General features: G+C 72.2%; 18 protein-coding genes. 7 read left to right on the top strand and 11 right to left on the bottom strand.

Annotated features, from left to right (window positions below):
• Positions 1–48 precede the first annotated feature (48 nt).
• From leuA to AB0I82_RS10500, 5 genes are all read left to right on the top strand, one after another.
• Positions 49–1,815, top strand: a complete 1,767-nt coding sequence (leuA, locus tag AB0I82_RS10520) for a 2-isopropylmalate synthase (RefSeq protein WP_363256754.1) — start codon at positions 49–51, stop codon at positions 1,813–1,815.
• Between the two features lie 227 nt (positions 1,816–2,042).
• The gene (locus AB0I82_RS10515; RefSeq protein WP_363256928.1) at positions 2,043–2,735 is read left to right on the top strand and encodes a TerB family tellurite resistance protein; all 693 of its coding nucleotides are present in this window, start codon (positions 2,043–2,045) and stop codon (positions 2,733–2,735) included.
• Positions 2,736–2,964: 229 nt separating this feature from the next.
• On the top strand, positions 2,965–3,180 hold the full coding sequence (locus tag AB0I82_RS10510) for a hypothetical protein (protein ID WP_363256753.1): 216 nt from the start codon (positions 2,965–2,967) through the stop codon (positions 3,178–3,180).
• Positions 3,181–3,246: 66 nt separating this feature from the next.
• Positions 3,247–3,993 (top strand): DNA repair protein RecO, encoded by a 747-nt coding sequence (gene recO / locus AB0I82_RS10505; RefSeq protein ID WP_363256752.1) that lies wholly within the window; start codon positions 3,247–3,249, stop codon positions 3,991–3,993.
• A 35-nt stretch (positions 3,994–4,028) separates the two neighbouring features.
• The gene (locus AB0I82_RS10500) at positions 4,029–4,859 is read left to right on the top strand and encodes an isoprenyl transferase (RefSeq protein WP_363256751.1); all 831 of its coding nucleotides are present in this window, start codon (positions 4,029–4,031) and stop codon (positions 4,857–4,859) included.
• Positions 4,860–4,926: 67 nt separating this feature from the next.
• Here the strand turns inward: AB0I82_RS10500 and AB0I82_RS10495 are convergent, their stop codons facing one another.
• From AB0I82_RS10495 to AB0I82_RS10480, 4 genes are all read right to left on the bottom strand, one after another.
• Positions 4,927–5,352 (bottom strand): transcriptional repressor, encoded by a 426-nt coding sequence (locus AB0I82_RS10495; protein ID WP_363256750.1) that lies wholly within the window; start codon positions 5,350–5,352, stop codon positions 4,927–4,929.
• 84 nt (positions 5,353–5,436) lie between these two features.
• A complete protein-coding gene (locus AB0I82_RS10490) occupies positions 5,437–6,336 on the bottom strand; it encodes an iron chelate uptake ABC transporter family permease subunit (RefSeq protein ID WP_363256749.1) in 900 nt (299 codons plus the stop codon).
• Position 6,337: 1 nt separating this feature from the next.
• Positions 6,338–7,120 carry a metal ABC transporter ATP-binding protein gene (locus AB0I82_RS10485; protein WP_363256748.1) on the bottom strand — a complete coding sequence of 261 codons (783 nt, stop codon included), beginning with the start codon at positions 7,118–7,120 and terminating at the stop codon, positions 6,338–6,340.
• Between the two features lie 17 nt (positions 7,121–7,137).
• On the bottom strand, positions 7,138–8,166 hold the full coding sequence (locus AB0I82_RS10480; RefSeq protein WP_363256746.1) for a zinc ABC transporter substrate-binding protein: 1,029 nt from the start codon (positions 8,164–8,166) through the stop codon (positions 7,138–7,140).
• A 144-nt stretch (positions 8,167–8,310) separates the two neighbouring features.
• Between AB0I82_RS10480 and AB0I82_RS10475 the strand changes: the two genes are divergently transcribed.
• Positions 8,311–9,693: a glycine--tRNA ligase gene (locus AB0I82_RS10475; protein ID WP_363256745.1), complete on the top strand. Its 1,383-nt coding sequence runs from the start codon at positions 8,311–8,313 to the stop codon at positions 9,691–9,693.
• A gap of 79 nt (positions 9,694–9,772) precedes the next feature.
• Here AB0I82_RS10475 and AB0I82_RS10470 read toward each other — a convergent pair whose 3' ends face one another.
• The 7 genes from AB0I82_RS10470 to AB0I82_RS10440 form a co-directional block, all read right to left on the bottom strand.
• Complete coding sequence (locus AB0I82_RS10470; protein WP_363256744.1) at positions 9,773–12,424, bottom strand: cytochrome P450; 2,652 nt, start codon at positions 12,422–12,424, stop codon at positions 9,773–9,775.
• Entirely contained in the window at positions 12,421–13,818 is a 1,398-nt protein-coding gene (locus AB0I82_RS10465; protein ID WP_363256743.1) for a hypothetical protein, read from the bottom strand. Before AB0I82_RS10465 ends, AB0I82_RS10470 begins: the two co-directional genes overlap by 4 nt.
• 15 nt (positions 13,819–13,833) lie before the next feature.
• The gene (locus AB0I82_RS10460; protein WP_363256742.1) at positions 13,834–19,137 is read right to left on the bottom strand and encodes an SDR family NAD(P)-dependent oxidoreductase; all 5,304 of its coding nucleotides are present in this window, start codon (positions 19,135–19,137) and stop codon (positions 13,834–13,836) included.
• A 94-nt stretch (positions 19,138–19,231) separates the two neighbouring features.
• Positions 19,232–19,840 (bottom strand): EF-hand domain-containing protein, encoded by a 609-nt coding sequence (locus tag AB0I82_RS10455; protein ID WP_363256741.1) that lies wholly within the window; start codon positions 19,838–19,840, stop codon positions 19,232–19,234.
• A gap of 300 nt (positions 19,841–20,140) precedes the next feature.
• Positions 20,141–20,767, bottom strand: coding sequence for a TetR family transcriptional regulator (locus AB0I82_RS10450; RefSeq protein ID WP_363256740.1), 627 nt, complete (start codon positions 20,765–20,767; stop codon positions 20,141–20,143).
• An 88-nt stretch (positions 20,768–20,855) separates the two neighbouring features.
• The gene (locus AB0I82_RS10445) at positions 20,856–21,860 is read right to left on the bottom strand and encodes an aldo/keto reductase (RefSeq protein WP_363256739.1); all 1,005 of its coding nucleotides are present in this window, start codon (positions 21,858–21,860) and stop codon (positions 20,856–20,858) included.
• 81 nt (positions 21,861–21,941) lie between these two features.
• A complete protein-coding gene (locus AB0I82_RS10440) occupies positions 21,942–23,396 on the bottom strand; it encodes an MFS transporter (protein WP_363256738.1) in 1,455 nt (484 codons plus the stop codon).
• Between the two features lie 100 nt (positions 23,397–23,496).
• Between AB0I82_RS10440 and AB0I82_RS10435 the strand changes: the two genes are divergently transcribed.
• Complete coding sequence (locus tag AB0I82_RS10435; RefSeq protein WP_363256737.1) at positions 23,497–24,402, top strand: helix-turn-helix transcriptional regulator; 906 nt, start codon at positions 23,497–23,499, stop codon at positions 24,400–24,402.
• Positions 24,403–24,408: the final 6 nt, after the last annotated feature.

Here is a 24,408-nt window from a genome sequence, read left to right as displayed (position 1 = left end):
ATTCGCCCGTCGGCCCCCCTTATGGACCTACGAGGAGCCCTACGCATCATGTCGAAGTCCGAGAACGCCATCGGCCGTCCGACCCCCATCACCGCCGCCTCTGTCCAGCAGAAGCCCTCCGGAATGCCGGTCCACAAGTACGGCCCGTACGAAGCGGTGGACATCCCTGACCGCACGTGGCCGGACAACCGCATCACGAAGGCCCCGCGCTGGCTGTCGACCGACCTGCGCGACGGCAATCAGGCGCTGATCGACCCGATGTCGCCCGCCCGCAAGCGCGAGATGTTCGACCTGCTGGTCAAGATGGGCTACAAGGAGATCGAGGTCGGCTTCCCCTCCTCCGGCGAGACCGACTTCAACTTCGTACGCTCCATCATCGAAGAGGGCGCGATCCCCGAGGACGTGACGATCTCCGTCCTGACGCAGGCCCGCGAAGAGCTGATCGAGCGCACCATCGAGTCGCTGCGCGGCGCGCACCGCGCGACGGTGCACCTGTACAACGCCACGGCACCCACCTTCCGCCGGGTCGTCTTCCGCGGCTCCAAGGAAGAGGTCAAGCAGATCGCCGTGGACGGCACGCGGCTGGTCATGGAGTACGCCGAGAAGATCCTGGGCGACGAGACGATCTTCGGCTACCAGTACAGCCCCGAGATCTTCACCGACACCGAGCTGGACTTCGCCCTGGAGGTCTGCGAGGCGGTCATGGACGTCTGGCAGCCCGAGGAGGGCCGCGAGATCATCCTGAACCTGCCCGCCACGGTCGAGCGCTCCACGCCCTCCACCCACGCGGACCGCTTCGAGTGGATGTCGCGCAAGCTGTCCCGCCGCGAGCACGTCTGCCTGTCGACCCACCCGCACAACGACCGCGGCACCGCCGTCGCCGCCGCCGAGCTGGCCGTCATGGCCGGCGCGGACCGCGTCGAGGGCTGCCTGTTCGGCCAGGGTGAGCGCACCGGCAACGTCGACCTGGTGACCCTGGGCATGAACCTGTTCTCGCAGGGCGTCGACCCGATGATCGACTTCTCCCAGATCGACGAGATCCGCCGGACCTCCGAGTACTGCAACCAGATGGAGATCCACCCGCGCCACCCCTACGCGGGCGACCTGGTCTACACCGCCTTCTCCGGCTCCCACCAGGACGCCATCAAGAAGGGCTTCGACGCGATGGAGGCCGACGCGGCCGCCGCGGGCAAGACCGTGGACGACATCGAGTGGGCGGTCCCGTACCTGCCCATCGACCCGAAGGACGTCGGCCGCTCCTACGAGGCCGTCATCCGGGTCAACTCCCAGTCCGGCAAGGGCGGCATCGCGTACGTCCTGAAGAACGACCACAAGCTGGAACTGCCGCGCCGGATGCAGATCGAGTTCTCCCGGACCATCCAGGAGAAGACCGACTCCGAGGGCGGCGAGGTCACCCCGGCGGCCATCTGGTCCACCTTCCAGGACGAGTACCTGCCCAACCCCGACAACCCGTGGGGACGCATCCAGGTCAAGAACGGCCAGACCACGACGGACCGGGACGGCATCGACGCGCTCACGGTCGAGGCGGTCGTCGACGGTCAGGACACCGTCCTGACGGGCTCCGGCAACGGCCCGATCTCCGCGTTCTTCGACGCGCTGCAGGGCATCGGCGTGGACGTACGCCTGCTGGACTACCAGGAGCACACCATGAGCGAGGGCGCCTCCGCGCAGGCCGCCTCGTACATCGAGTGCGCGATCGGCGACAAGGTCCTGTGGGGCATCGGCATCGACGCGAACACGACCCGCGCCTCGCTGAAGGCCGTCGTCTCCGCCGTCAACCGCGCGAGCCGCTGACACCCGAACGGAGGGGGTCGGTAAACCTGCTGGCCGGGTACGGGAACGTACTCGCGGGCCGGTTTCCCGCCCTCGCGTGAGGCTCGGACAAGGCCCCGCTCCTCTCTCGAAAGAGGGGCGGGGCCTTCCGCATTGTCCGGTACGACATGCTGACGCGGCGTCGTGGATGTGGCTAACATCACGTCAGCGCGGCAGCGTTGCCGAGGCACTGTGGAGGTCTGGACGTGATGCACAAGCTGGGCATGGTGGGCGTGCGTACGTCTTGGCGCACCCTCGCCGACGGCGAGTTCTTCTGCCCCGAGTGCGGTGGCGACCGTAACTACCGCCGCCGTACGGGCAAGCGCCGGCTGACCCTGCTCGGCGTCCCCGTCCTCCCGCGCGGCTCGGCGGGCCCCGTCCTGGAATGCTCTTCCTGTACGGGCCACTTCGGCCTCGACGCCCTGGATCACCCCACCACGACCCGCTTCTCGGCCATGCTCCGCGACGCCGTGCACACGGTGACGCTCGCGCTGCTGGCGGCGGGCGGCACGTCCTCCCGCACGGTCCGCGAGCAGGCGGTCACGGCGGTACGCGCCTCCGGCTTCACCGAGTGCACGGAGGACCAGCTGCTCTCCCTGCTGGCCGCGCTCGCCGCGGACACGGGCCGGCTCCCCGGCACGTACCACGACGGCCGCGACGGCCTCGACCCGTGCGGCACGGCGCTCGCCATAGAGCTCCACGAAGCGCTGGAACCGCTCGCGCCCCACCTTGCGTCGGCGGGGCGCGAATCCCTGCTGCTGCAGGGCGCCCGCATCGCGCTGGCGGACGGTCCGTACACGGGCCCCGAGCGCGAGGTCCTCACGACGGTCGGCACGGCGCTGTCGCTGGACGCGACGGACACCGACCGGCTCCTCGCCGCGGCCGCGCGCACGCCCTCTTAGAACCACCCGTTCCCGCGCTCAACACCCTTGCTGCGCAGCCCACTTGACGCGCGTACGTCGCTGTCGATTTTAGGACGGCGGGCCCGTGTCAAGGATGTGAACGGCGAAAATCTCCCGGCGGAAAAGTCCGTTTCGGGAAGGTGGGCCATGCGGTCGGCGGCGAAATGCAGTATGCGCGAAAGACCGCGAGCCAATGCCGTTTTCGAGCGAGGAAGGCGAGCGAGGAACGATGAGCGCCGCGGTGGGTTCGTACGTCGTGGACACGCGGACGGGCAAGGTCGGAAGGGTGATGGGGAGCGAGGGGCCGTATCTGCAGCTGCGGCCGGTGGGCGGCGGGCGGGAGTGGGACTGCGTGCCCGACGCCGTACGGATCGCGACGGCGAGTGAGCGGCTGAGCGCGGCCACGGCGTATGTGAACGCCCGCAGCCGCGGCGAGGTGGGCTGACGCCGGCCGACGGGGAGCAACGGGGGACCGTCCCCGTGCGGTACTGCCGTACGGGACAATGGCTGCATGAGTCTGTTCCGTGATGACGGCGTCGTGCTGCGCACCCAGAAGCTGGGTGAGGCGGACCGGATCATCACGCTGCTGACCCGCGGCCACGGCCGGGTAAGGGCCGTGGCCCGCGGCGTCCGGCGCACGAAGTCGAAGTTCGGCGCCCGGCTGGAGCCGTTCTCGCACGTGGACGTGCAGTTCTTCGCGCGCGGCAACGAGCTGGTCGGACGCGGGCTGCCGCTGTGCACACAGAGCGAGACGATCGCCGCGTACGGTGGCGGCATCGTCCGCGACTACGACCGGTACACCGCGGGGACCGCGATGCTGGAGACGGCGGAGCGGTTCACCGACCACGAGGGCGAGCCGGCGGTGCAGCAGTATCTGCTGCTGGTGGGCGGGCTGCGGACGCTCGCCTCCGGGGAGCACGCCGCGCATCTCGTCCTGGACGCCTTTCTGCTGCGCTCGCTCGCCGTGAACGGCTACGCGCCGAGTTTTGACGACTGCGCGCGGTGCGGAATGCCCGGTCCGAACCGGTTCTTCTCGGTCGGCGCGGGCGGAGTGATATGCGGGGAGTGCCGTGTGCCCGGCAGCGTCGTACCCTCCTCTGAGTCGATCGCGCTGCTCAGCGCGTTGCTGACGGGGGACTGGCGGACGGCGGACGCGGCCGAGGCCCGGCACGTCCGGGAGGGCAGCGGGCTGGTCGCGGCGTATCTGCAGTGGCACCTGGAGCGGGGACTGCGCTCGCTCCGGTACGTAGAGAAGTAACCATCCCAAAGCAAGAGCTAGGAGACGTGGCACGCATGGCACGACGTGGGATTCTGGGCCGTTCGCGGCGGGAGTACCAGGCGCCGGAGCCGCACCCGTCCGGTGCGCGGCCGCCGAAGATCCCCGGTGAGCTGGTCCCCGAGCACGTGGCCATCGTGATGGACGGCAACGGGCGCTGGGCGAAGGAGCGCGGGCTGCCGCGCACCGAGGGGCACAAGGTCGGCGCCGAACAGGTGCTGGACGTGCTGCAGGGCGCGATCGAGATGGGCGTGCAGGCCATCTCGCTGTACGCCTTCTCCACCGAGAACTGGAAGCGGTCGCCCGACGAGGTGCGCTTCCTGATGAACTTCAACCGGGACTTCATCCGCAAGACCCGTGACCAGCTGGACGCGCTCGGCATCCGGGTGCGCTGGGTGGGGCGGATGCCCAAGCTGTGGAAGTCGGTGGCCAAGGAGCTCCAGATCGCGCAGGAGCAGACGAAGGACAACGACAAGCTGACGCTGTACTTCTGCATGAACTACGGCGGCCGCGCGGAGATCGCGGACGCGGCGCAGGCGCTGGCCGAGGACGTGAAGGCGGGCCGTCTCGACCCGTCGAAGGTGAGCGAGAAGACCTTCGCGAAGTACCTGTACTACCCGGACATGCCGGACGTGGACATGTTCCTGCGGCCCTCCGGTGAGCAGCGCACGTCGAACTACCTGATCTGGCAGAGCGCGTACGCCGAGATGGTCTTCCAGGACGTGCTGTGGCCGGACTTCGACCGGCGGAACCTGTGGGACGCGTGCATGGCGTACGCCAAGCGCGACCGGCGCTTCGGCGGCGCCCGGCCGAACGAGGTCAAGGAAGCGCCCGCCCAGCAGGCCTGAGCGGACGCAGAAGGGCCCGGTGGCCGCCTGTGCGGCCCCCGGGCCCTTCGTTGTTCTTACGGCGTCCCTAGGACGCCTGTGCGGCCTTCACGCAGTCCCCGCACGTGCCGAAGATCTCGATCGTGTGCGCGACGTCACGGAAGCCGTGCTCCGCCGCGATCTGATCGGCCCACTTCTCCACCGCCGGACCCTCGACCTCCACGGCCTTGCCGCAGGAGCGGCAGACCAGGTGGTGATGGTGGTCGTCGGTGCTGCACCGGCGGTAGACGGCCTCGCCCTCGCTGGTGCGCAGCACGTCCACCTCGCCGGCGTCGGCCAGCGACTGGAGCGTGCGGTAGACCGTGGTGAGCCCCACCGAGTCGCCCCGGTGCTTGAGCATGTCGTGCAGTTCCTGCGCGCTGCGGAACTCGTCGACCTCGTCGAGAGCCGCGGCCACGGCGGCTCGCTGCCGCGTCGACCGGCCGCGCACCGGAGATCCCGCGCTCGTCGCCACCGTTGCCTCCCTTAGGCGTAGAACATCCCCCTGCGGAGCGTCCGGCCATTGTGCCAGGTGATGACCGGCGCCCGGCTGGGACTCTTACGCCCGCACGCCGACATCGTCAGCGGGAGGACGTGCTCCCGGCATCTCCAGGGTGCACCTCTCCTCGGCGCGCGCGGCCGCCCGCGCGCGTTTTTTCGCCAGTGGCGCGGCGATCAGCGAGAAGACGGCGAAGACCGCGATGGCCAGCAGCACGATGCTCGCGCCCGGCGGCACGTCCACGTAGAACGACACGGCCGTACCGGAGAGGGTGACGATCACGCCGATCGCCACCGCGATGGCGAGGGTCGCGGCGAAGCCGCGGGTGGCCTGCTGGGCGGCCGCGACCGGCACCACCAGCAGCGCGCTGACCAGCAGCAGACCGACGGCGCGCATGGCGACCGTGACCGTGACCGCGGCGGTGACCGCGAGCAGGAGATTCAGTACGCGTACGGGCAGGCCGGTGACGCGGGCGAACTCCTCGTCCTGGCAGATCGCGAAGAGCTGGCGGCGCAGCCCGAACGTGATCACCAGCACGAAGGCGGCCAGGATCGCGGTGACCGTGACGTCCTCGGGGGAGACGCTGGTGATGGAGCCGAAGAGGTAGCTCGTCAGGTTGGCGGTGGAGCCGCCGGGCGCGAGGTTGATGATCATGACGCCGCCGGCCATGCCGCCGTAGAAGAGCATGGCGAGCGCGATGTCGCCGCGCGTCTTGCCGTACGACCGGACCAGCTCCATGACCACCGCGCCGATCGTGGCGACCAGGACGGCCATCCACACCGGCGAGGTGTTGAGCAGGACGCCGAGCGCGACGCCGGTCAGCGCCACGTGCCCGATGCCGTCGCCCATGATCGCCTGGCGGCGCTGCACGAGATAGATGCCGACGGCGGGCGCGGTGATGCCGACCAGGGCCGCGGCGATCAGCGCCCGCTGCATGAAGGCGTAGGTGAGGATGTCCATCTCAGGTCAGCAGTCCTGTCCGGACCGGCTCGTGGGCCGGGTCCGCGTGCGGGTGTACGTGATCGTGGCCGGGGAGCGCGTGCTGGCCCACGGCCTCCGGGGGCGGCCCGTCGTGGACGACGCAGCCGTCCCGCAGCACCACGGCCCGGTCGATCAGCGGCTCCAGGGGGCCCAGCTCGTGCAGTACGAGCAGGACCGTGGCCCCGGCCTCGACCTGGGTGCGCAGCGTCTGCGCCAGTACCTCCTGGCTGGCGAGGTCCACGCCGGCCATCGGCTCGTCCATGATCAGCAGCTCGGGCTCGGCGACCAGCGCGCGGGCTATCAGTACGCGCTGGTGCTGGCCGCCGGAGAGCGCGCCGACCGAGTCCTTGGCGCGGTCGGCCATGCCGACCTTCTCCAGGGCCGCCGTCACGGCCGCCCGGTCCGCCCTGCCGGGCCACTTCAGCTTCGTACGGGCCAGCCGGCCCGCCGCCACGACCTCGCGGACCGTGGCGGGCACGCCGCCCGCCGCCGTGGTGCGCTGCGGTACGTAGCCGATGCGCGCCCAGTCCTTGAAGCGGCGCGCGGGCGTGCCGAACAGCTCCAGCTCGCCGGAGCTGAGCGGCACCTGGCCGACCACGGCGCGGACGGCCGTGGACTTGCCGGAGCCGTTCGCGCCGAGCAGCGCGACGACCTCGCCGCGCCGCACGGTCAGGTCGATGCCGCGCAGCACGGGGCGGGCGCCGAGCGCCGCGCTCGCGCCGCGCAGCGCCACTACCGGGCCGCCGCCTTCCGTACTGCTCATGCCGACCGTTCCTTCCGTCACTTCGCGCCCAGGGCCTTCTGCAGCGCCTTGAGGTTGGACTCCATGACCGCGATGTAGTCGTCGCCGCGGGACTTCTTGGTGATGCCCTCGATCGGGTCGAGCACATCGGTCTTGGCGCCGACGTCCTTGGCCAGGGTCTTGGCCACGTCCGGGCTCGCGAGCGTCTCGAAGAAGACGGTGTTGACGTCGTTCTTCTTGGCGAGGGCCTGCAGCTCCTTGATGCGGCTGCCGCTGACGTCGCCGCTCTCCGGGTCCAGGCCGCCGATGGCCTCCTGCTTGAGGCCGTAGCGCTCGGCCAGGTAGCCGAAGGCCGAGTGGGAGGTGATGAAGGTGTCGCTCTTCCGGTTCTTCAGGCCGTCCTTGAAGTCCTTGTCGAGCGTGTGCAGCTCCTCGACCAGGGCGTCGGCGTTCTTCTTGTAGTCGGCCTTGTGCTTGGGGTCGGCGGCGGCCAGGGTCTTCTCGACGCCCTTGGCGGCCTCGGCGTACTTCACGGGGTCGAGCCAGATGTGCGGGTCGAGGGCGGACTCCTCGCCCGCGTGCTCCGCGTGCTCTTCCTTGCTCTCGCCGGCGTGCTCCGCGTGCTCTTCCTTGCTCTCGCCCGCGTGCTCCGCGTGCTCTTCGTGGCCGCCGTGCTCGCCGACCTCCGTGCCGTGGTTCTCCAGCTCGGTGAAGGAGCTCGCCTCGGCGACGTTCTTCACGCCGGACTGCTTGATCGCCTCGTCCACGGCGGGCTGGACGCCCTTGAGGTAGACGATCGCGTCGGACTCGCCGAGCTGGGCGGTCTGCTTGGGGCTGAGCTCCAGGTCGTGCGGCTCGGTGCCGGGGGCGGTGAGGCTGGTCACCGAGACGTGCTTGCCGCCGATCTTCTCGGCGAGGAACTGCATCGGGTAGAAGGACGCCGTCACGGCGAGCTTGCCGTCCTCCTTGCCCGTCGCACCGGAGGTGGAGCAGGCGGAAACGGCGAGGAGGCCCAGGACGGCGGAGCCGGCGAGGGCGGCGGTGGATATCTGACGGCGTACGTTCATGACAGTCATTTTCAACTGGGCTGGAAACGATTGTCAACAAACCAGGTGAGAGGGGGACAGGGCCCGGAACCGATTTGATCCCGGGGGTACGGCCGCCGGTACCCTGAACCATTCGCTGTTCGTCGTCGCAATGAAGAGAGCACCGTGGCCGCCGACAAGATCGACACCATCGTCAGCCTGAGCAAGCGCCGTGGCTTCGTATATCCGTGCAGTGAGATCTACGGCGGCCAGCGCGCCGCCTGGGACTACGGTCCGCTCGGTGTGGAGCTCAAGGAGAACATCAAGCGTCAGTGGTGGCGCAACATGGTCACCTCGCGCGACGACGTGGTCGGTCTCGACTCGTCGGTCATCCTGGCCTCGGAGGTCTGGGTGGCCTCCGGCCACGTCGCCACCTTCACCGACCCGCTGACCGAGTGCACCTCCTGCCACAAGCGGTTCCGCGCGGACCACCTGGAAGAGGCGTACGAGGCCAAGCACGGCCACCTGCCCGCCAACGGCATGGCCGACATCAACTGCCCGCACTGCGGCAACAAGGGCGGCTTCACCGAGCCCAAGCAGTTCTCCGGCCTGCTCTCCACGCACCTCGGCCCGACCCAGGACTCCGGCTCGGTCGCGTACCTCCGCCCCGAGACCGCCCAGGGCATCTTCACCAACTTCGCCCAGGTCCAGCAGACTTCGCGCAAGAAGCCCCCGTTCGGCATCGCCCAGATGGGCAAGTCGTTCCGTAACGAGATCACGCCGGGCAACTTCATCTTCCGCACCCGCGAGTTCGAGCAGATGGAGATGGAGTTCTTCGTCAAGCCGGGCGAGGACGAGCAGTGGCACGAGTACTGGATGGAGCAGCGCTGGAACTGGTACCGCGACCTCGGCATCCGCGAGGAGAACATCCGCTGGTACGAGCACCCCGCCGAGAAGCTCTCGCACTACTCCAAGCGCACCGCTGACATCGAGTACCGCTTCCAGTTCGGCGGCTCGGAGTGGGGCGAGCTGGAGGGCGTCGCGAACCGCACGGACTACGACCTCTCCTCGCACTCCAAGGCGTCCGGCCAGGACCTGTCGTACTTCGACCAGGAGGCCGGCGAGCGGTACGTCCCGTACGTCATCGAGCCCGCGGCCGGTGTCGGCCGCGCGATGCTCGCCTTCATGCTCGACGCGTTCACCGAGGACGAGGCGCCCAACGCCAAGGGCAAGATGGAGAAGCGCGCCGTCCTGCGCCTCGACCCGCGCCTGTCGCCGGTCAAGGTCGCCGTCCTGCCGCTGTCCCGGAACCCGCAGCTGTCCCCGAAGGCCAAGGGCCTCGCGGCGGACCTGCGCAAGAACTGGAACATCGACTTCGACGACGCGGGCGCGATCGGCCGCCGCTACCGCCGCCAGGACGAGATCGGCACGCCGTTCTGCGTCACGGTCGACTTCGACACCCTCGACGACAACGCCGTGACCGTGCGCGAGCGCGACACGATGAAGCAGGAGCGGGTGTCGCTGGATCAGATCCAGTCCTACCTGGGTGGGCGCCTCCTCGGCTGCTGACCCGGCCTTCCCCGCGCCCCTTCAGGGGCGCGGGGAACGGCGCGAACGGCCACGACGGCGCCGCGGTCGACCACCGAGCTCAGCCGAAGCGGACCTCCAGGCCGTCCAAGGCCAAGTGGCGGCCATTTTCGTAGAAGCGGGTGGGTTCGGCCGTCAGGGCGTACGGCGCGTGGCGGGCCAGTTCCTCCAGGACGATGCGGAATTCCAGGCGGGCGAGCGGCGCGCCGATGCAGAAGTGGATGCCGCGGCCGAAGGTCAGGTGCAGGTTCGGCGGCCGGTCGAGGCGGAACGCCTCCGGGTCGGGGAAGACCGCCGGATCGCGGTTCGCGGCACCGGTCAGCAGGATGACCCGGTCCCCGGCCGGGATCGTCACGCCGCCGATCTCCACGTCCCTCGTCGTCACGCGCGTGCTGTGGTCCGCGGGGGTCCACAGCCGCAGTGCCTCCTCCGCTGCCGCGGGCATCAGCTCGGGGCGCTCCCGCAGCCGGTGCTGCCACTCCGGGGCGCGGGCCAGCGTCCACAGCAGGTGGGCGAGCGCGTTCAGGGTCGTCTGGTGACCGCCGACCGCGAAGCCGACGAGCATGACCCGCAGCTCGGCGTCGGTGAGCGGCCGGCCGGCCCGCTCGGCCCGTACCAGCCGGGCGAGGAAGTCGTCACCGGCGCGCTCCCGGGCCTGCTGGATCTCGCTCTGCAGCAGCTCCTCCATCTGCGGCCAGAACCCCGCGGCGGAGCCGTCCTTCGGCATCCGGGCCCACATGTTCCGGGTCAGGTCGCGGAGGCGCCGCTGGGCTCCCTCCGTGAAGCCGACCGCGAGGCCGAGGACGACGAGGGGGAGCGGGGTGCACAGCTCCCGGATCAGGTCCCCGCCGCCGCGGGCGACGAGCGGGGCGACGAGCCCCGACACCACCTCGCGGACCTGGGGCGCCAGCCGCGCCACCTGGGCCCGCACGAAGGCCGGCCGCATCAGCGCGCGGAAGAACGTGTGCTCCGGCGGGTCGTACTCCAGTGGCGCGAAGCGCGGCGTGCCCTCCGCGCGCGGGAAGAAGATGCCCGAGCCGGAGCTGAACGTCTCGTCGTCCGACAGCGCCCGCAGCACGTCCTCGTGGCGGGACAGCAGCCACGCCCCGCCGTGCGCTTCGGTACGGGCGACCCGGCCCTGTTCCCGTAACGCCTGCTGGACCCGGCGCGCGACCTCGGGCGTGAACTCCGGGTCGTGGTGGTCGAAGGCGGCGGTGAGGCGGGCGACCGGGCACGCGGAGGCGGCCGCCCCCTCCTCCCCGGGCTCGTCGTACGTCTCGTCCACGATCCACTTGACCATCCGGCGCAGCGGCTCCATCGCGTCCTGGGGGAGCTCCGCACGGAAACGGGTGGCGTGGCCGAGGGAGACCAGGCGCTGGACGCCGTAGAGCGGTACGAGGTCGCGCAGCCGCTCCTTGAGGGACTCGGGGTGGACGCCGACGGTCTGGGTGGCGGAGTTCATGGCCCGTACCGCGTCCTCGGGAGCGTCGACGGGGACGACATTGGCCACCCGGCCGGAGAGCGCGGTGTGGAAGGCCACCGGCTCGCCGGTCCGTGAGACGATCACCGCGCCCTCGTCCTGCCGGCCGCCGATCACCCGGTACCAGTCGGGCGCAGTGCGCAGTGCGAGCAGCCCGGCGCGCAGGTCGGGGTCGAAGCGCTTGGCGCGGCTGCTGAGGTGTCCGGGCAGCCGCTGGACCTCTTGGTGCAGCAGTTCGGCCCACTCGGCCGCGCGCTCGACGCCCTTCTCGTCGCGGCCGGTCACCGCGTAGATCACCCGGGCGTTGAAGCAGCCGAGCTGGTTGAGCGCGCCGACGTCGACGGCGGCCAGGCGTGCCGTACGGGCCATGGCATCGGAGTCCGTGAACGCCTCGGGGCCGATGACGGTGGCACTGAGCTTGGGGTCGAGCGAGATGAGCTCCAGGCCCGGCTGGATGTAGCGGGTCACGTGCCGGACGGAGGCGAACCCGCCCCAGGCGACGATCTTCTCGACGTTCTCGGGCCGGTACAGGGCCCGCTCGATCCGCTCGTCCCCGCCCTTCCAGTACGCCACGGCCACGTGCCGGGTGAGCGGGTGGTCCGGTGCCGTGGCGGCCATGGTGCGGGCGATGGCGAGTGCGGTGAGCGGGTCGTTGGACGGGCTCTTGATGATCGCGTCGCCGCGGGTGACGGCATTGCGGATGAGGGTGAGAGCGGCGATCTCCGGGCTGTTGCCGGCGATGATGTGGACGGCGCGGGAGCCGATGGCACGGACCGAAGCGCGCCACCCGTCCGTCGTACGGACCCGGGTCCAGCCGTCCAGGCAGGCGGTGCCGACGGCCCGTTCGGCGATCTCGCGGACGGCCTCGGCGGTGAAGAACTCCGGCAGCCGTTCGTAGCAGCCGCGCAGCACGCCGGGGGAGAGGTCGGACCAGTCGGCGGCGTGCGCCAGCGCCTCCTGGAGCAGGGGATTCTCGGACAGGGCCAGCCGGGGCCCGAGCGCGGCGAGGTAGCCGACGACGTCCTCGGTCGTCAGCTCGTACAGGTCGCGCATGCGGGACGGGTCGCCCAGCGGCAGCCGGTCCAGGACAGTGGCCGGGTCGGGGGCGCGGAAGCCCGCGTCCTGGCCGCGCCCGGAGAAGGTGATCAGGTGGTCGCCGACGGTCTCGCCGCGGAGGTACGCGGGCACGGTCAGGGCCGTGACGGCGGACCGGCCGGGGGACGTGGTGGTCATACCAGCTCCTCGTTGAGGAACTCCAGGGCCTCGCCCAGTGCCTCGTCGCTCGCCGCGCAGGTGATCTTGTCGTCGCCGCCCTGCCGCTCGCTGAAGCGGCCGATGGACTGCTCCAGGCCCGGCGATGTGCGGCCGCAGGCGCACGGTGACCAGTCGACGGTGACCTGATCCCCGGAGACGAAGCCGCCCCAGTGGGTGTCCGCGAGCAGGTCGAAGAACGCGGCCCGGCCGGTGCGCACGCCGTCGCGCGGCAGCGGCCGGCCGGTGTCGGCGTCCAGCACGTACAGCACCGTCCACGGCTCGATGTGGTAACGGCCGTGCGTGCAGAAGAGGTTGAGCGCCGTCACCTCGGCCATCGCGTACACATGGTGCAGCCGCGGCACGCCCGCGAAGCGCCGCGCCGCGTCCTCCCAGTCGTCCGGCATCGAGCCGTCCTTGGAGCCGCCGCCCCAGCAGTACACCGAGTCCGGTGCGAACAGCCCCTCGATGCCGCGCTCCAGACCGGCCTTCGCCATGCGGTAGTTGACGTCCCAGGTGCCCAGGCTGACGATCCGCCGGCCGCGCAGCCGGTCCGCGAGCCGCTCGACGAAGGCCCCCATGCCGGTCCGCGCCGCGCGCTGCGCCTCCTCGAACTCCTCGCGGCGCTTGCGCATCGACTCCGGGATGACCACCCGGTCCCGCTCGCCGCGGGCCGCGGCCGCCCGCAGCCGTCCGGCGAGGAACATCACGTCCGCGCTGGCCAGGCCCGGGTGGAGGGTGTGGACGCGGTCGGGGTCGCGGGCGATGCGCTCCATGATGGCGGCGCCGTGCCGGGCGATGCCGCTGCGCCCGGTACGGAAGTACGGGTAGACGAAGTCGATGGGCTCCTCGCGCTGCGCGGGATCGGGAAAGACGTCCAGGCGCATGATCGCGTACAGCTTGTCGAAGTCGTCGTACGAGTGCGGGGCGAAGGACATCGTGCCCGAGGTGCCGGTGGAGTGGGCGGGGCGCAGCTCCGTGTGCGTGTCCAGCAGCTCCAGCCAGCTGTCGATCGACTCGCAGCCGGAGGCGTCCACGCCCGAGAGGTCCACCGTCGTCAGCCGGGAGAGCCAGGTGGTGAGCTGGTCGAAGCGGGCCTCCAGGAGGAGTGAGGGCGGGTAGGACTTGTAGACCGTGTGCGGGAAGAGCAGCGGGGCCGCGTCGTCGAGCCCGCGGATCTCGTGCACGTCCTGTTCGTCCGCCATGGTCCGCACCACCGGGAGCCGGTCGCGCAGCTGCGCGAACCGCATCCGCAGGGCCGCGAGCTGGAGCTCCGCCAGCTCCTGCGGCGGAAGCGTGTGCATGGCGTGCCGTGAGTACGAGAAGTAGGTGATCGGGTCGCTCGCGAAGCCGTGGATGTCTGCGTCGGTGGGCATGACGTGCTCCTTCGCTCACTTCTTGCTGGTGCCGGTGGAGGGGGAAGCGGGGGCCGGGGCGGGGCGGGACAGCTCGGCGAGGTGGCCGGCGATCTCGGTGACCGTGGGCCGGTTCCAGAGGAGGGCCGCGGGGAGGGCGGTGCCCAGCCGCTCCTGGAGGGTGCGGCGGAGCGTGACCGACAGCAGCGAGTCCAGGCCCAGCTCCGCGAGCGGCCGGTGCGGATCCACCGTCCCGGGTTCGGTCCGCAGGGTGTCGGCGGCGGCTCTGCCCACCTCCGCGAGCAGGTGGGCCCGGAGGTCGGCCCCGGCCAGCTGCCGCCAGGCGCTGTTGTCCTCCGGCGTCTCGGGGACAGCGACGTCCGGCGTCAACTCCCGTAAGTACGGCGGACGTTCCATGCCGGGACCGGATGGCAGTACGCGCAGGACGGCGCGCCGGCCGTCCTCCGGGGATCCGGCGCTGTCCCAGGCGCGCAGGGCCTGGGCCGCGGTGATGTCCGCGGTGCCGCGTGCGTGCAGCTCGGCGTCGATGGCGTCCGAGGACACGGAGAGGCCGAGGCCGTGCCAGCTCGTCCAGGCCAGGGCGAGTGTGTCGCGGTGGCCGTCCGCGCGCCGGTGCCGGGCCAGCGCGTCGAGGAATGCGTTGGCGGCGGCGTACGCGGCCTGGCCGGGCATGCGCAGCAGCTGTCCCGCCGAGGAGAAGAGCACGAAGAAGTCCACGCTGCCGGGCGGGAACAGCCGGTGGAGCACGAGGGCGCCGTCCACCTTGGGACGCAGGACGGCCCGTACCGTCTCCTCGTCCAGCGCGTGCAGCGGAGCGTTGTCCGCGACACCCGCCGCGTGCACCACACCGCGTACCGGCGGCAGGCCGAGCGCTTCGGGTGCGAGCAGGCGCGCGGTGCGGTCGTGGTCGGCGATGTCGGCGGCGAGGGTGCGCACGGTGACCCCGGTGGCCTCCAGGGCGCGGACCACCTCGATGCGGTGGGCCGTGGCGGGGTCGTGGGCGGAGTCCCAGGCCGTGCGGGGCGGGAGCGGACGGCGGCCGGTGAGGACGAGGCGGCGCGCTCCGCGGTCGGCGAGCCACTGGGCGACGTGCAGGCCGAGCGCGCCGAGCCCGCCGGTCACCAGGTAGGTGCCGTCCGCCCGGCACGCGGGTCCCGAACCGGGCCGCAGCCCGGTCGCGCGGGCCAGCCGCGCGGTGGCCGGCACACCGTCGTGCACGGCGATGACGTCCTCGTCGCAGCGGGACCGCAACAGACCGGCCAGGGCGGCGAGGTCCGCTCCGGACGGCTCCTCGGGCAGCTCGACGGTGGCCGCCATCAGCTCCGGATGCTCGCCCGCGACGACCGGGCCCAGCCCCCACAGGGGCGCCTGGGCCAGCCCGGCGGCGGTGCGCGCCGCGCCGGCCCCCCGGGTGAGACACCACAGGACCGGCGGCCGGCCCGCCCCCGTCGTGGCGAGGAGGCGGGCCACGCGGGCCGCCAGAGCGGTGTGGTGCGCCGCGGCCTCGGCGACGGTGGCCGGCGGGGACAGCGGCGCGGGGGCCACCAGTACCGCGTCGCTATGGGTGAGGCCCTCCCGCCGGGCGGCGAGGCCGGCCGCGTCGGGGACGGCTGCCAGTCGGACACCCATGCGGCTGAGGTGCGGGGCCAGGGCCGTCGCCAGCGCCCCGTCACCGCCGACGAGGACGACGCGGCGCAGGGGGACGTCCCGGGCGGCGGTCGGCTCGTACGGCCGCCACACCACGTCGTGGAGCAGGGCCGCGGGGCTCCCGGCGGTCCCGGGGTCGGGCTCGGGGCTGCCGAAGCGGACGCCGCGCAGGCACGCGGCCAAGGAGCCGTGCGCGTCGGCGATGTCCACGTCCACGCTCTCGCGCTCCGCCGGGTCCAGGCGGATGCGGATCAGCGCCTCGGCGGGCGGGGCCGTGAGACCGGAGAGGAGGACCGCGGAGCCGATGCGGGCGGGCATGCGCAGGGTGGCGGGGCCCGGGAAGCACAGCGAGGCCGTGGACAGTGCGGCGTCCAGGACGGGGGCCCAGGTCCCCGCCCCCTCCGCACCGGCCGTGACGGTGGCTGTCAACCCGGCTGCCGACCGCCGCAGTTCGCTCACCTGCCAGGGGAACCCCATGGAGGCCACGCCGAGGGAGGCGAGCGTGTCGACGACGAAGGCGGGATCGCAGGGCTCGCCGGGCGTGCCGGGGAGCGCGTTCCGGCCGGTCGGCTCCTCGCCCGGCTCATCGGTGGCGACGAACGCGGTGGTGTGCGTGAGCCAGCCGGCCTCCGGGCGCATGCCTTCGGTGGCGGGGTCGGCCGTACGGGAGGAGAGGCGCAGCGCCCCGTCCTGGCAGACGACCTGCACGTCCCGTGCGACGCCGGTGGAGACCGGTACCCGCAGGACCACGTCCCGCAGCGCGGGCCGCGGACCGGTGAGCGACGCGGCGGTCAGGAGCGTGTGCAGGAGCACCGCCGCCGGAACGATCTCGGTACCACCCACCGCGTGGCCGCCCGGGTAGGGCCGGTTCGCATGGTCCAGGCGGGTCCGCCACAGATGGGCCCGCGAGGTGCCGTCCACGGTCAGCCGGTCGCCCAGCAGGGTGTGCGTACCGGGGTCGTGGCCCGGCCCCGCCCCGGACGGCGCGGGGCTGGGCTCCGCCCAGTGGCGGCGGTGCTGCCAGGCGTTGACCGGCAGCGGGGCGCGCGGTCCCGCGGGCCGGTGCAGGGCGGACCAGTCGACGCGTACGCCGTGGCAGTGCAGCGTGGCGAGGTTCTCCCGCACGGTGGCCCGCTCCTCGGACCGGCGGCGCACGGAGTGGGCGACGCAGGTGTCCCGTACGCCCGCGTCCGCGAGGGTCTCCTCGACCGAGTGGGTCACGATCGGGTGCGCGGACAGTTCCAGGAAGGCGCGGTGTCCGTCCGCCACGGCGGCCGCCACCGCCTGTGCGAACCGCACCGGGCCGCACAGGTTCGTCGCCCAGTACTCGGCGTCGCGCGGCGCACGGTCCCGGGGGTCGGGCAGCGCGGTGGTGTAGAGCGGCACGGCCGGGCCGGCCGGGTCGATGTCCTTGAGCGCCGCGACGAGTTCGGCGCGCAGCGGCTCCATGAGCGGACTGTGGAAGGGGAGGTCGGAGGCGACCGCGCGGACGGGGATGCCCTCCGCCGCCCAGCGCTCCGTGACCTCCCGTACGGCCGCGGCCGCACCGGACACCACGGTCGAGCCCGGCGCGGCGTGCACCGCCGCGGCCAGCAGCGGGTGGCCCGCGAGCCGGGCCGCCGCCGCCGCGAAGTCCAGGCCCGCCAGTGCCATCGCGCCGGTACCGGCGAGCGGGCGCAGCAGCAGCGAGCGGCGGCAGACCAGCCGGGCGCCCTCCTCGATGCCGACCACCCCCGCGGCGGCCGCGGCGGCGAACTCGCCGACCGAGTGGCCGATGACCGCCGCGGGACGCACCCCGTAGGAGCGCCACACGGCGGCGAGGCCGGTCTGCACGGCGTACGTCAGCGTCTGCACGCGGTCGGCGGCGGTGACCTCGCCGGCCAGCAGCAGCTCGCGGGGCGAGTAGCCGGCCTCCTCGCGGAACACCGGATCCAGCCGGTCCAGTACGTCGGCGAACGCGGGCTCGTCCGCGAGCAGGCCGCGGCCCATGCCGGCCCACTGCGCACCGTGCCCGGAGAAGATCCACACCGGATCGGCGGGGTCGGCGGACGGGCGCGCGGACCGGCCCGTCACGGTGTCGCCGTCGGCCCGTCCCCCGGCGAGGGCACGCAGCCGGCCGCCCAACTCGGCCGGGCTCGTGGCGCGGACGACGGCGCGTACGGGCAGGTGGGCCCTGTGGTGCGCGAGCGTCCGCCCGACGGCGGCGAGGTCGGCATCCGGGTGGGCGTTCAGCCACGTGGCGAGGCGATCCGCGTTGGCCCGCAGGCCGGCCTCGGTGGCGCCGGACAGCGGGAAGAGCATGAGTGGACGGGGCCCGGGGCCGGTTGTGCCGCGGACCGTCTCCCGCCGGTCACCCGGCAGCGTCGCGCGGCGCGGGGCCGACTGGAGTACCGCGTGCGCGAGCGTGCCGCCGTAACCGTAGCCGGCGACGCCCGCGCGGCGCGGGCGGCCGCCCGTGGCCGGCCAGCCGGCCGGCTCGGTGACCAGCGCCAGACCGGAATCGGCCCAGGGAATGGCCGGGTTGGGGCCCGCGGTGGTCAGGGTGGGCGGGACGATGCCGCGCTCGACGGCGAGTACGGCCTTCATAAGGCCGGCGATGCCCGCCGCGGCCTCCAGGTGCCCGATGTGCGGCTTGAGCGAGCCGATCAGGCAGCGGCGGTGCGGCGGGCGGCCCGCGCCGAGCACCGCGGCGAGCGCCCCCGCCTCGGCCGGGTCACCGACCGGGGTGCCCGTCCCGTGGGCCTCCACGTAGTCGACGGTTTCCGGGGGCACGCCGGCGGCGCGGTACGCGCTGCGGAGCAGGTGTTCCTGGGCGGTGCGGCTCGGGGCCATGATGCCTTCGGTACGGCCGTCCTGGTGCACCGCGCTGCCCACGATCACCGCGTGGACGTGGTCGCCGTCCCGCTCCGCGTCGGCCAGCCGCTTGAGCACGACCACGGCGCAGCCCTCGCCGCGCCCGTAGCCGTCGGCGGCGGCGTCGAACGCCTTCGACCGGCCGTCCCTGGCCACCGCGCCCGCGGCGTCCAGTACGACGGCGAGCCCGGGCGCGGCGATCAGGCTGACGCCGCCCGCCAGCGCGAGCGGGATCCGGTCCGTGCGCAGCGCCTGGCACGCCTGGTGGACCGCGACCAGCGAGGAGGAGCAGGCCGTGTCGACGGCGATGCTGGGGCCGCGCAGGTCGAGTGCGTGCGACACCCTGTTGGGCGTGCCGCACAGGGCCGCGCCGATGCCCGTCCAGGCTTCGATGCCCGGCAGGTCCTCCAGGAGGCGGCGGCCGTAGTCGTCGTTGCCGATACCGATGAAGACCCCGGTGTCGGAGCCCGCCAGGGCGTCCGGCGGCAGGCCGGCACGTTCCAGGGCCTCCCAGGCCACCTCCAGGCACAGCCGCTGCTGCGGATCCATGAGCTGGGCCTCGCGCGGCGAGATGCCGAAGAATTCGGCGTCAAAACCGGCGATGTCGGCCAGGTAGGCGCCGCGGGCCGTCGTATTCCTGACCACGGCGGCATCTTCTCTGCTCCGCGTCGTATAGGGCATCCAGCGTTCCGGGGGAATGTCCCGCACCGCGTCCCGGTGTGCCATGAGGAATTCCCACAGCGCAGCGGGGGAGTCGATCCCGGCGGCGAAACGGCACCCCATTCCGATGACGGCAATGGGATCGAGGGGCGTGGCCACGTGGTGTCTCCCTGTCCGGCCGAAGGAAAACGTGGGTGAGAAAAGGCCCCCGGCGCGGGGTGGAAGCCCGCGCCAAGGGGCCTTCCCGGCTGGGTCAGACCTTCACCTTGCCGTCGTCCCAGATGCTCGGCTGGAAGATGTCACCGTAGAGCCAGTTGCCCCGGGCATTCGGGTCGGTGCTCGTGTAGTACTCCCGCCACGCCTCCGCGAGTTCGTCGACGGAGAGGTGGCCCGAGCCGTCGCGGTCGAGCTTGTCGAACGCGATCGCGCTGTTCTCCGACGTGGTCCCGAACGCCTTGTGGAAGCGCGCGAATTCCTGCTGGGTGACCTTGCCGCTGCCGTCCTTGTCGCACAGGTCGAACAGCGCCTGGGCCAGCGGACGGAAGCCGTCCTCGAACTTCTTCGGCTCCTTGGCGAAACCTTCGGTCAGGGCACGGCGCCACTCCAGCGGGGTGATGACGCCGTCGCGGTTGATGTCCATGACCTCGGACACGCCGTGCCAGAAGTTCTCGAACGACTTGAGCAGCGCCTGCGACTTCGGCGAGTCGATGGGCTCGGCCAGTTCGGCGATGATCCGGACGGCGAGGAAGTAGATGTCGCGCACGGTCATCTTGCCGTCGCCGTCCTGGTCGCCGTGCTTGAAGCACACGTCGATCTTGCGGTTGAGGAAGTCCTTCGCCGGTATGTCCTGCGGAGTCGGCATCGCACACCACCTTTTCTCGGAGTTGGGGCATGGAAACGTGCGCCGGCAGCGTGAAATCCGGTCATGCGTGTATCTCCGGACTGGGATGCTTTTCCCGCCCGGATGCGGGATTTCGGCTGCGGTGGGATCAACTTAAGTGGTCCGCTTCGCAGTTAACAAGGATGCAGCGGGCACGGATCCGGAAAGGCGGGATACGAATTCGAACGCGAGCGAAGTGCCGTGCGACGGTAGTGGAGATTTCTGCCGCCCGACCAGGGGAGAACGCGAGGGGTAAATGTTTGGCCTGTTTTACCGAATGAACTATTCCGCCGCCGGATTCGGCCAGGGCGCCCCATTCTGCGCCGGGGCGCACAATCCGCGGAGCAGTAGCTCCCGTACCACCGAGAACTGTTCTTCGATTTCCGGGTGGCGCCATTCGGCGGCGTGGGCCGGGTTGTGGAAGCGGGCCGTGGCGTCGAAGACGGCGCGGGCCGTTGGTTCCGGGGCGGTGGGGGCGAAGGCGCCCTGGGTGATGCCGTCCGTGATGATTCGGGTGAGCTGGCCCACCAGTTCGGCGACGTGGGCGTCGACGACCTTCGCCGTTTCGGACGTCAGGACCATGTACGTGCCGAAGAGTTCGGGGTCGTCGCCCGCCTTGCGGCGCTTCGCCGCGAAGAGGGTGTCGAGCCACCGCGTCAGCCGGTCCGCTGCGGGACCTTCGGTGTCCGCCGCGATGTCCGCGAGCACCCCGGTCGTACGCTCCAGCCAGCGCCCCGTGACCGCCTCGCGCAGCGCCGCCTTCGTCGGGAAGTGGCGGTAGACGCTGCCGTGGCTGACGCCCAGCGCCCGCGCCACGTCCACGACGGTGGCCTTGGCCTGACCGTGCCGGCGGAGCACCTCCTCGGTCGCCTCAAGGATGCGTTCGCGGGTCAGCGGCTCAGGCGGCATGGGGAGTTCGGGCCTTTCGGGAGCGGGGCGGCGGGTGGGGTGCCGTACTACGGACCGTATCCGACGCCCCACCCGCCGCCGGGCGTAATCAGCGCTCGCTGTCCAGGTCGGCCATGGCCGCCGCGGGGTAGCGGTCGCCCGCCGCGGCGCCGGGCGGCACCGCCTCCTCGATCGCCGCCAGGTCCGCGGCGGTCAGCGTGATGTCGAGCGCGCCGAGCGCCTCGGTCAGCCGCTCGCGGGTGCGGGCGCCGATCAGCGGGACGATGTCCTCGCCCCGGTCCAGCACCCAGGCGATCGCGGTCTGCGCGACCGAGACGCCCTTCGCCTCGGCGATCTTCCGCAGGGCGTCGACCAGGCCCAGGTTGTGGTCGAGGTTGGCGCCCTGGAAGCGCGGGCTGAAGCTGCGGAAGTCGTTCGCGGCCAGCTCCCGGTCGCGGCTGAAGTGCCCGCTGATCAGGCCGCGGGAGAGCACCCCGTACGCGGTGATCCCGATGCCCAGCTCGCGCGCGGTGGGCAGCACGTCCGCCTCGATGCCGCGCGAGATGAGCGAGTACTCGATCTGCAGGTCGGAGATCGGCGCCGTGGCCGCCGCCCGGCGCAGCGTCTCCGCGCCCACCTCGGAGAGGCCGATGTGGCGCACGTGCCCGGCCTCGACCAGCTCGGCGATCGCGCCGACGGTCTCCTCGATCGGTACGTCGGGGTCGAGGCGGGAGAGGCGGTAGATGTCGATGTGGTCGGTGCCGAGGCGCTGGAGGGAGTACGCGGCGAAGTTCTTCACCGCTGCCGGCCGTCCGTCGTAGCCGAGGAACGCGCCCTCGATCGAGCGCAGCGCGCCGAACTTCACGCTGGTCAGGGCCTTTTCGCGGGCGGCCGCCGGGGCGGTGCGGAGGGCTTCGTCGATGAGCAGTTCGTTGTGGCCCATGCCGTAGAAGTCGCCGGTGTCCAGGAGCGTGATCCCGGCGTCCAGCGCGGCGTGGATCGTGGCGAGGGACTCGGCGCGGTCGGTGTCCCCGTAGAGCGCGGACATGCCCATGCAGCCGAGGCCGAGGGCGGAGGTGTGCGGGCCGGTGGTGCCAAGGGTGCGAGTCTGCATGTCCTCCACCGTGCCATGACAGATGACAGGATTCAATATCTGTTAGTTGTCACCTGTCATGGGTGTGGGCGGGGAGACTCCTCAGCTCAAGGAGCGCGGCAGGCGCAGGGACAGGGCCGTCATGGCCAGGAGGCCGGCGAACTGGACGGTGAGCGCGATGAGGAGGGCGTTTCGTACGCCGGCCGACGGGACCAGGCCCAGGTACACCGAGCCGATCACCGCGACGCCGAGCGCCAGGCAGGTCTGCTGGGCCGTGACCGAGAGGCCGCTGCCCGCGCCCGCCCGCTCCGGCGGTACGGACGCCAGCATGACCCGGAAGTACGTGGGGAGCTGGAAGCCCTGGCCCGCGCCGATGACGGCCATGGCGGGGGCGAGGGAGAGCGGGTCCAGGTCCGGCCAGCGGGTGAGGACGGTACCGGCGAGCAGGGCCAGCCCCACCGCGTGGAGCAGCGCGCCGGCCGTGAGGACCCGGCTGCCCAGCCGAGGTGCCAGCCGGGGGCCCCATATGGACGTGAGCAGGTACGTCACGCTCATCGGCACGATCGCCGCGCCCGCCACCATGGGCGACAGCCCCAGCCCCTGCTGCAGGGAGACCGCGATCACGAACATGAAGCCGCCGAACCCGGCGAACAGCGGCACGGCGACCGCCAGCCCGCGCCGCACACCAGGCTCGCGCAGCAGGGACGGCGGCAGCAGCGGGGCCCCGCCGCTGCGCTCGGCCCGCCGCTCGACCACGTAGAACGCCCAGGCCAGCAGGGGCGCGGCGGCCAGCAGCAGCCAGGACCACAGCGGGCCGCCGGCCGCCCGGCCCTCGGTCAGTGGCAGCAGCAGCGCGACCAGGGCGAGCGCGAAGAGCGCGGTGCCGGCCCGGTCGCTGCGGGTCGGCCGCGCCGCCCGGCTGTCCGGCACCGTGAACCGGCCCAGCAGCAGGACGGCCGCCACCACCGGCACGTTCACCAGGAAGATCGCGCGCCAGCCGGTGCCCAGCAGGTCGGCGGAGACCAGCAGCCCGCCGAGCAGCTGCCCGGCCACCCCGGCGATGCCGCCCATCGCGCCGTACAGGCCGAGCGCCCGGCCGCGCCGTTCGCCGGACGTGGTCGCGTGGAGGGTGGCCAGCACCTGCGGCAGCATCGCCGCGGACGCCGCGCCCTGTGCGGCCCGCGCCGCGACCAGCGTCCAGGCGTCCGGCGCCAGGCCGCAGGCCAGCGAGGTCAGGCCGAAGGCGGCCGCGCCCCACAGGAAGAGCCGCCGCCTGCCGTACGTGTCGCCGAGTCGGCCGCCGAGGACGAGCAGTACGGCGTACGCCATGGCGTAGGCGGCCGCGACCATCTCCAGGACGGCGGGCCCGGCCCGCAGATCGCGTTCGATGGAGGGCAGCGCGACGTTCACGATGAAGAAGTCGGTCGTGGGCAGCGCGGCGCCCAGGAGGAGGGTGGCCAGGCCGAGCGCGGTGAGGCGGGCGGCGGGGGCGGCGTCCGGAGCCGGCGCCTCCGGTGTCGTCGTGGGAGTCGATTGAGGTGTCGTCGTGGTGCTCACACCGCGACGATCCGGCAGCGCCCAGCCGGGTACCAGAGTGTGCTCATCCTGGTACCGGCACTACCTGGCAACCGGCTCGGCGGTGCGCCACCCTGGAAGCATGACCGTCACGGAACTCCCCGCGCCCGCCCGCGACGCCGCCGAGGTCCGCCGGCACGAGCTGGCCGCGTTCCTGCGCAGCCGCCGCGAACGCATCACGCCCGAGCGGGTCGGCCTGCCGCGCGGCCCGCGGCGGCGCACCCCCGGGCTGCGCCGCGAGGAGGTCGCCCAGCTCGCCGCGGTCGGGGTCACTTGGTACACCTGGCTCGAACAGGCCCGGGACATCCATGTCTCGGCGCAGGTGCTGGACGCGGTCGCGCGGGCGCTGCTCTTCGACGCCAGCGAGCGCGCGCACCTCTTCGCGCTCGCCGACGCGGTCGATCCGGCGCCCGGCGGCGAGTGCGCGGTGGTCTCGCCGGAGCTGCGGCAGGTGCTGGCGCAGCTGGAGCCGTTCCCGGCGTGCGTGCAGAACCGGCGGTACGACATCCTCGCGTACAACCGCACGTACGGGCGGCTGCTGACCGACCTCGACGCGCTGGAACCACAGGACCGCAACTGCCTGTGGCTCACCTTCACGCACCCCGAGTGGCGGGCCGCCGTGCCCGACCTGGAGAAGACGCTGGGCCAGATGACGGCCCGCTTCCGTGCCGCGATGGCCGAGCACATCGCGGAGCCCGCCTGGAAGGCGCTGCTCAAGCGGCTGCAGCAGGCCTCGCCGGAGTTCCGGGAGCTCTGGGACCGGCACGAGGTGCTCTGCGCCCGGGCGAAGACCAAGACCTTCGACAGCCCGGAGGTCGGGCTGGTGCGGGTGGCCAACACCCCGCTGTACGTCGGTGCGCGGGAGGGCATCCGGGTAACGGTGTACTCGCCGCAGGACGAGGCGTCGCGGGAGCGGCTGGAACGGCTGTGGGAGCTGGCGGTGGCGGCGGAGGAAGCGAAGGCAGTGGAGGGGGCCGTCGCGGGCTAGGGAGTG

The sequence above is a fragment of the Streptomyces sp. NPDC050315 genome (assembly GCF_040655775.1).
GTDB lineage: Bacteria > Actinomycetota > Actinomycetes > Streptomycetales > Streptomycetaceae > Streptomyces.
Note: the sequence above shows the minus strand (reverse complement) of the source record. Positions and strands in the feature narration are given on the sequence as shown.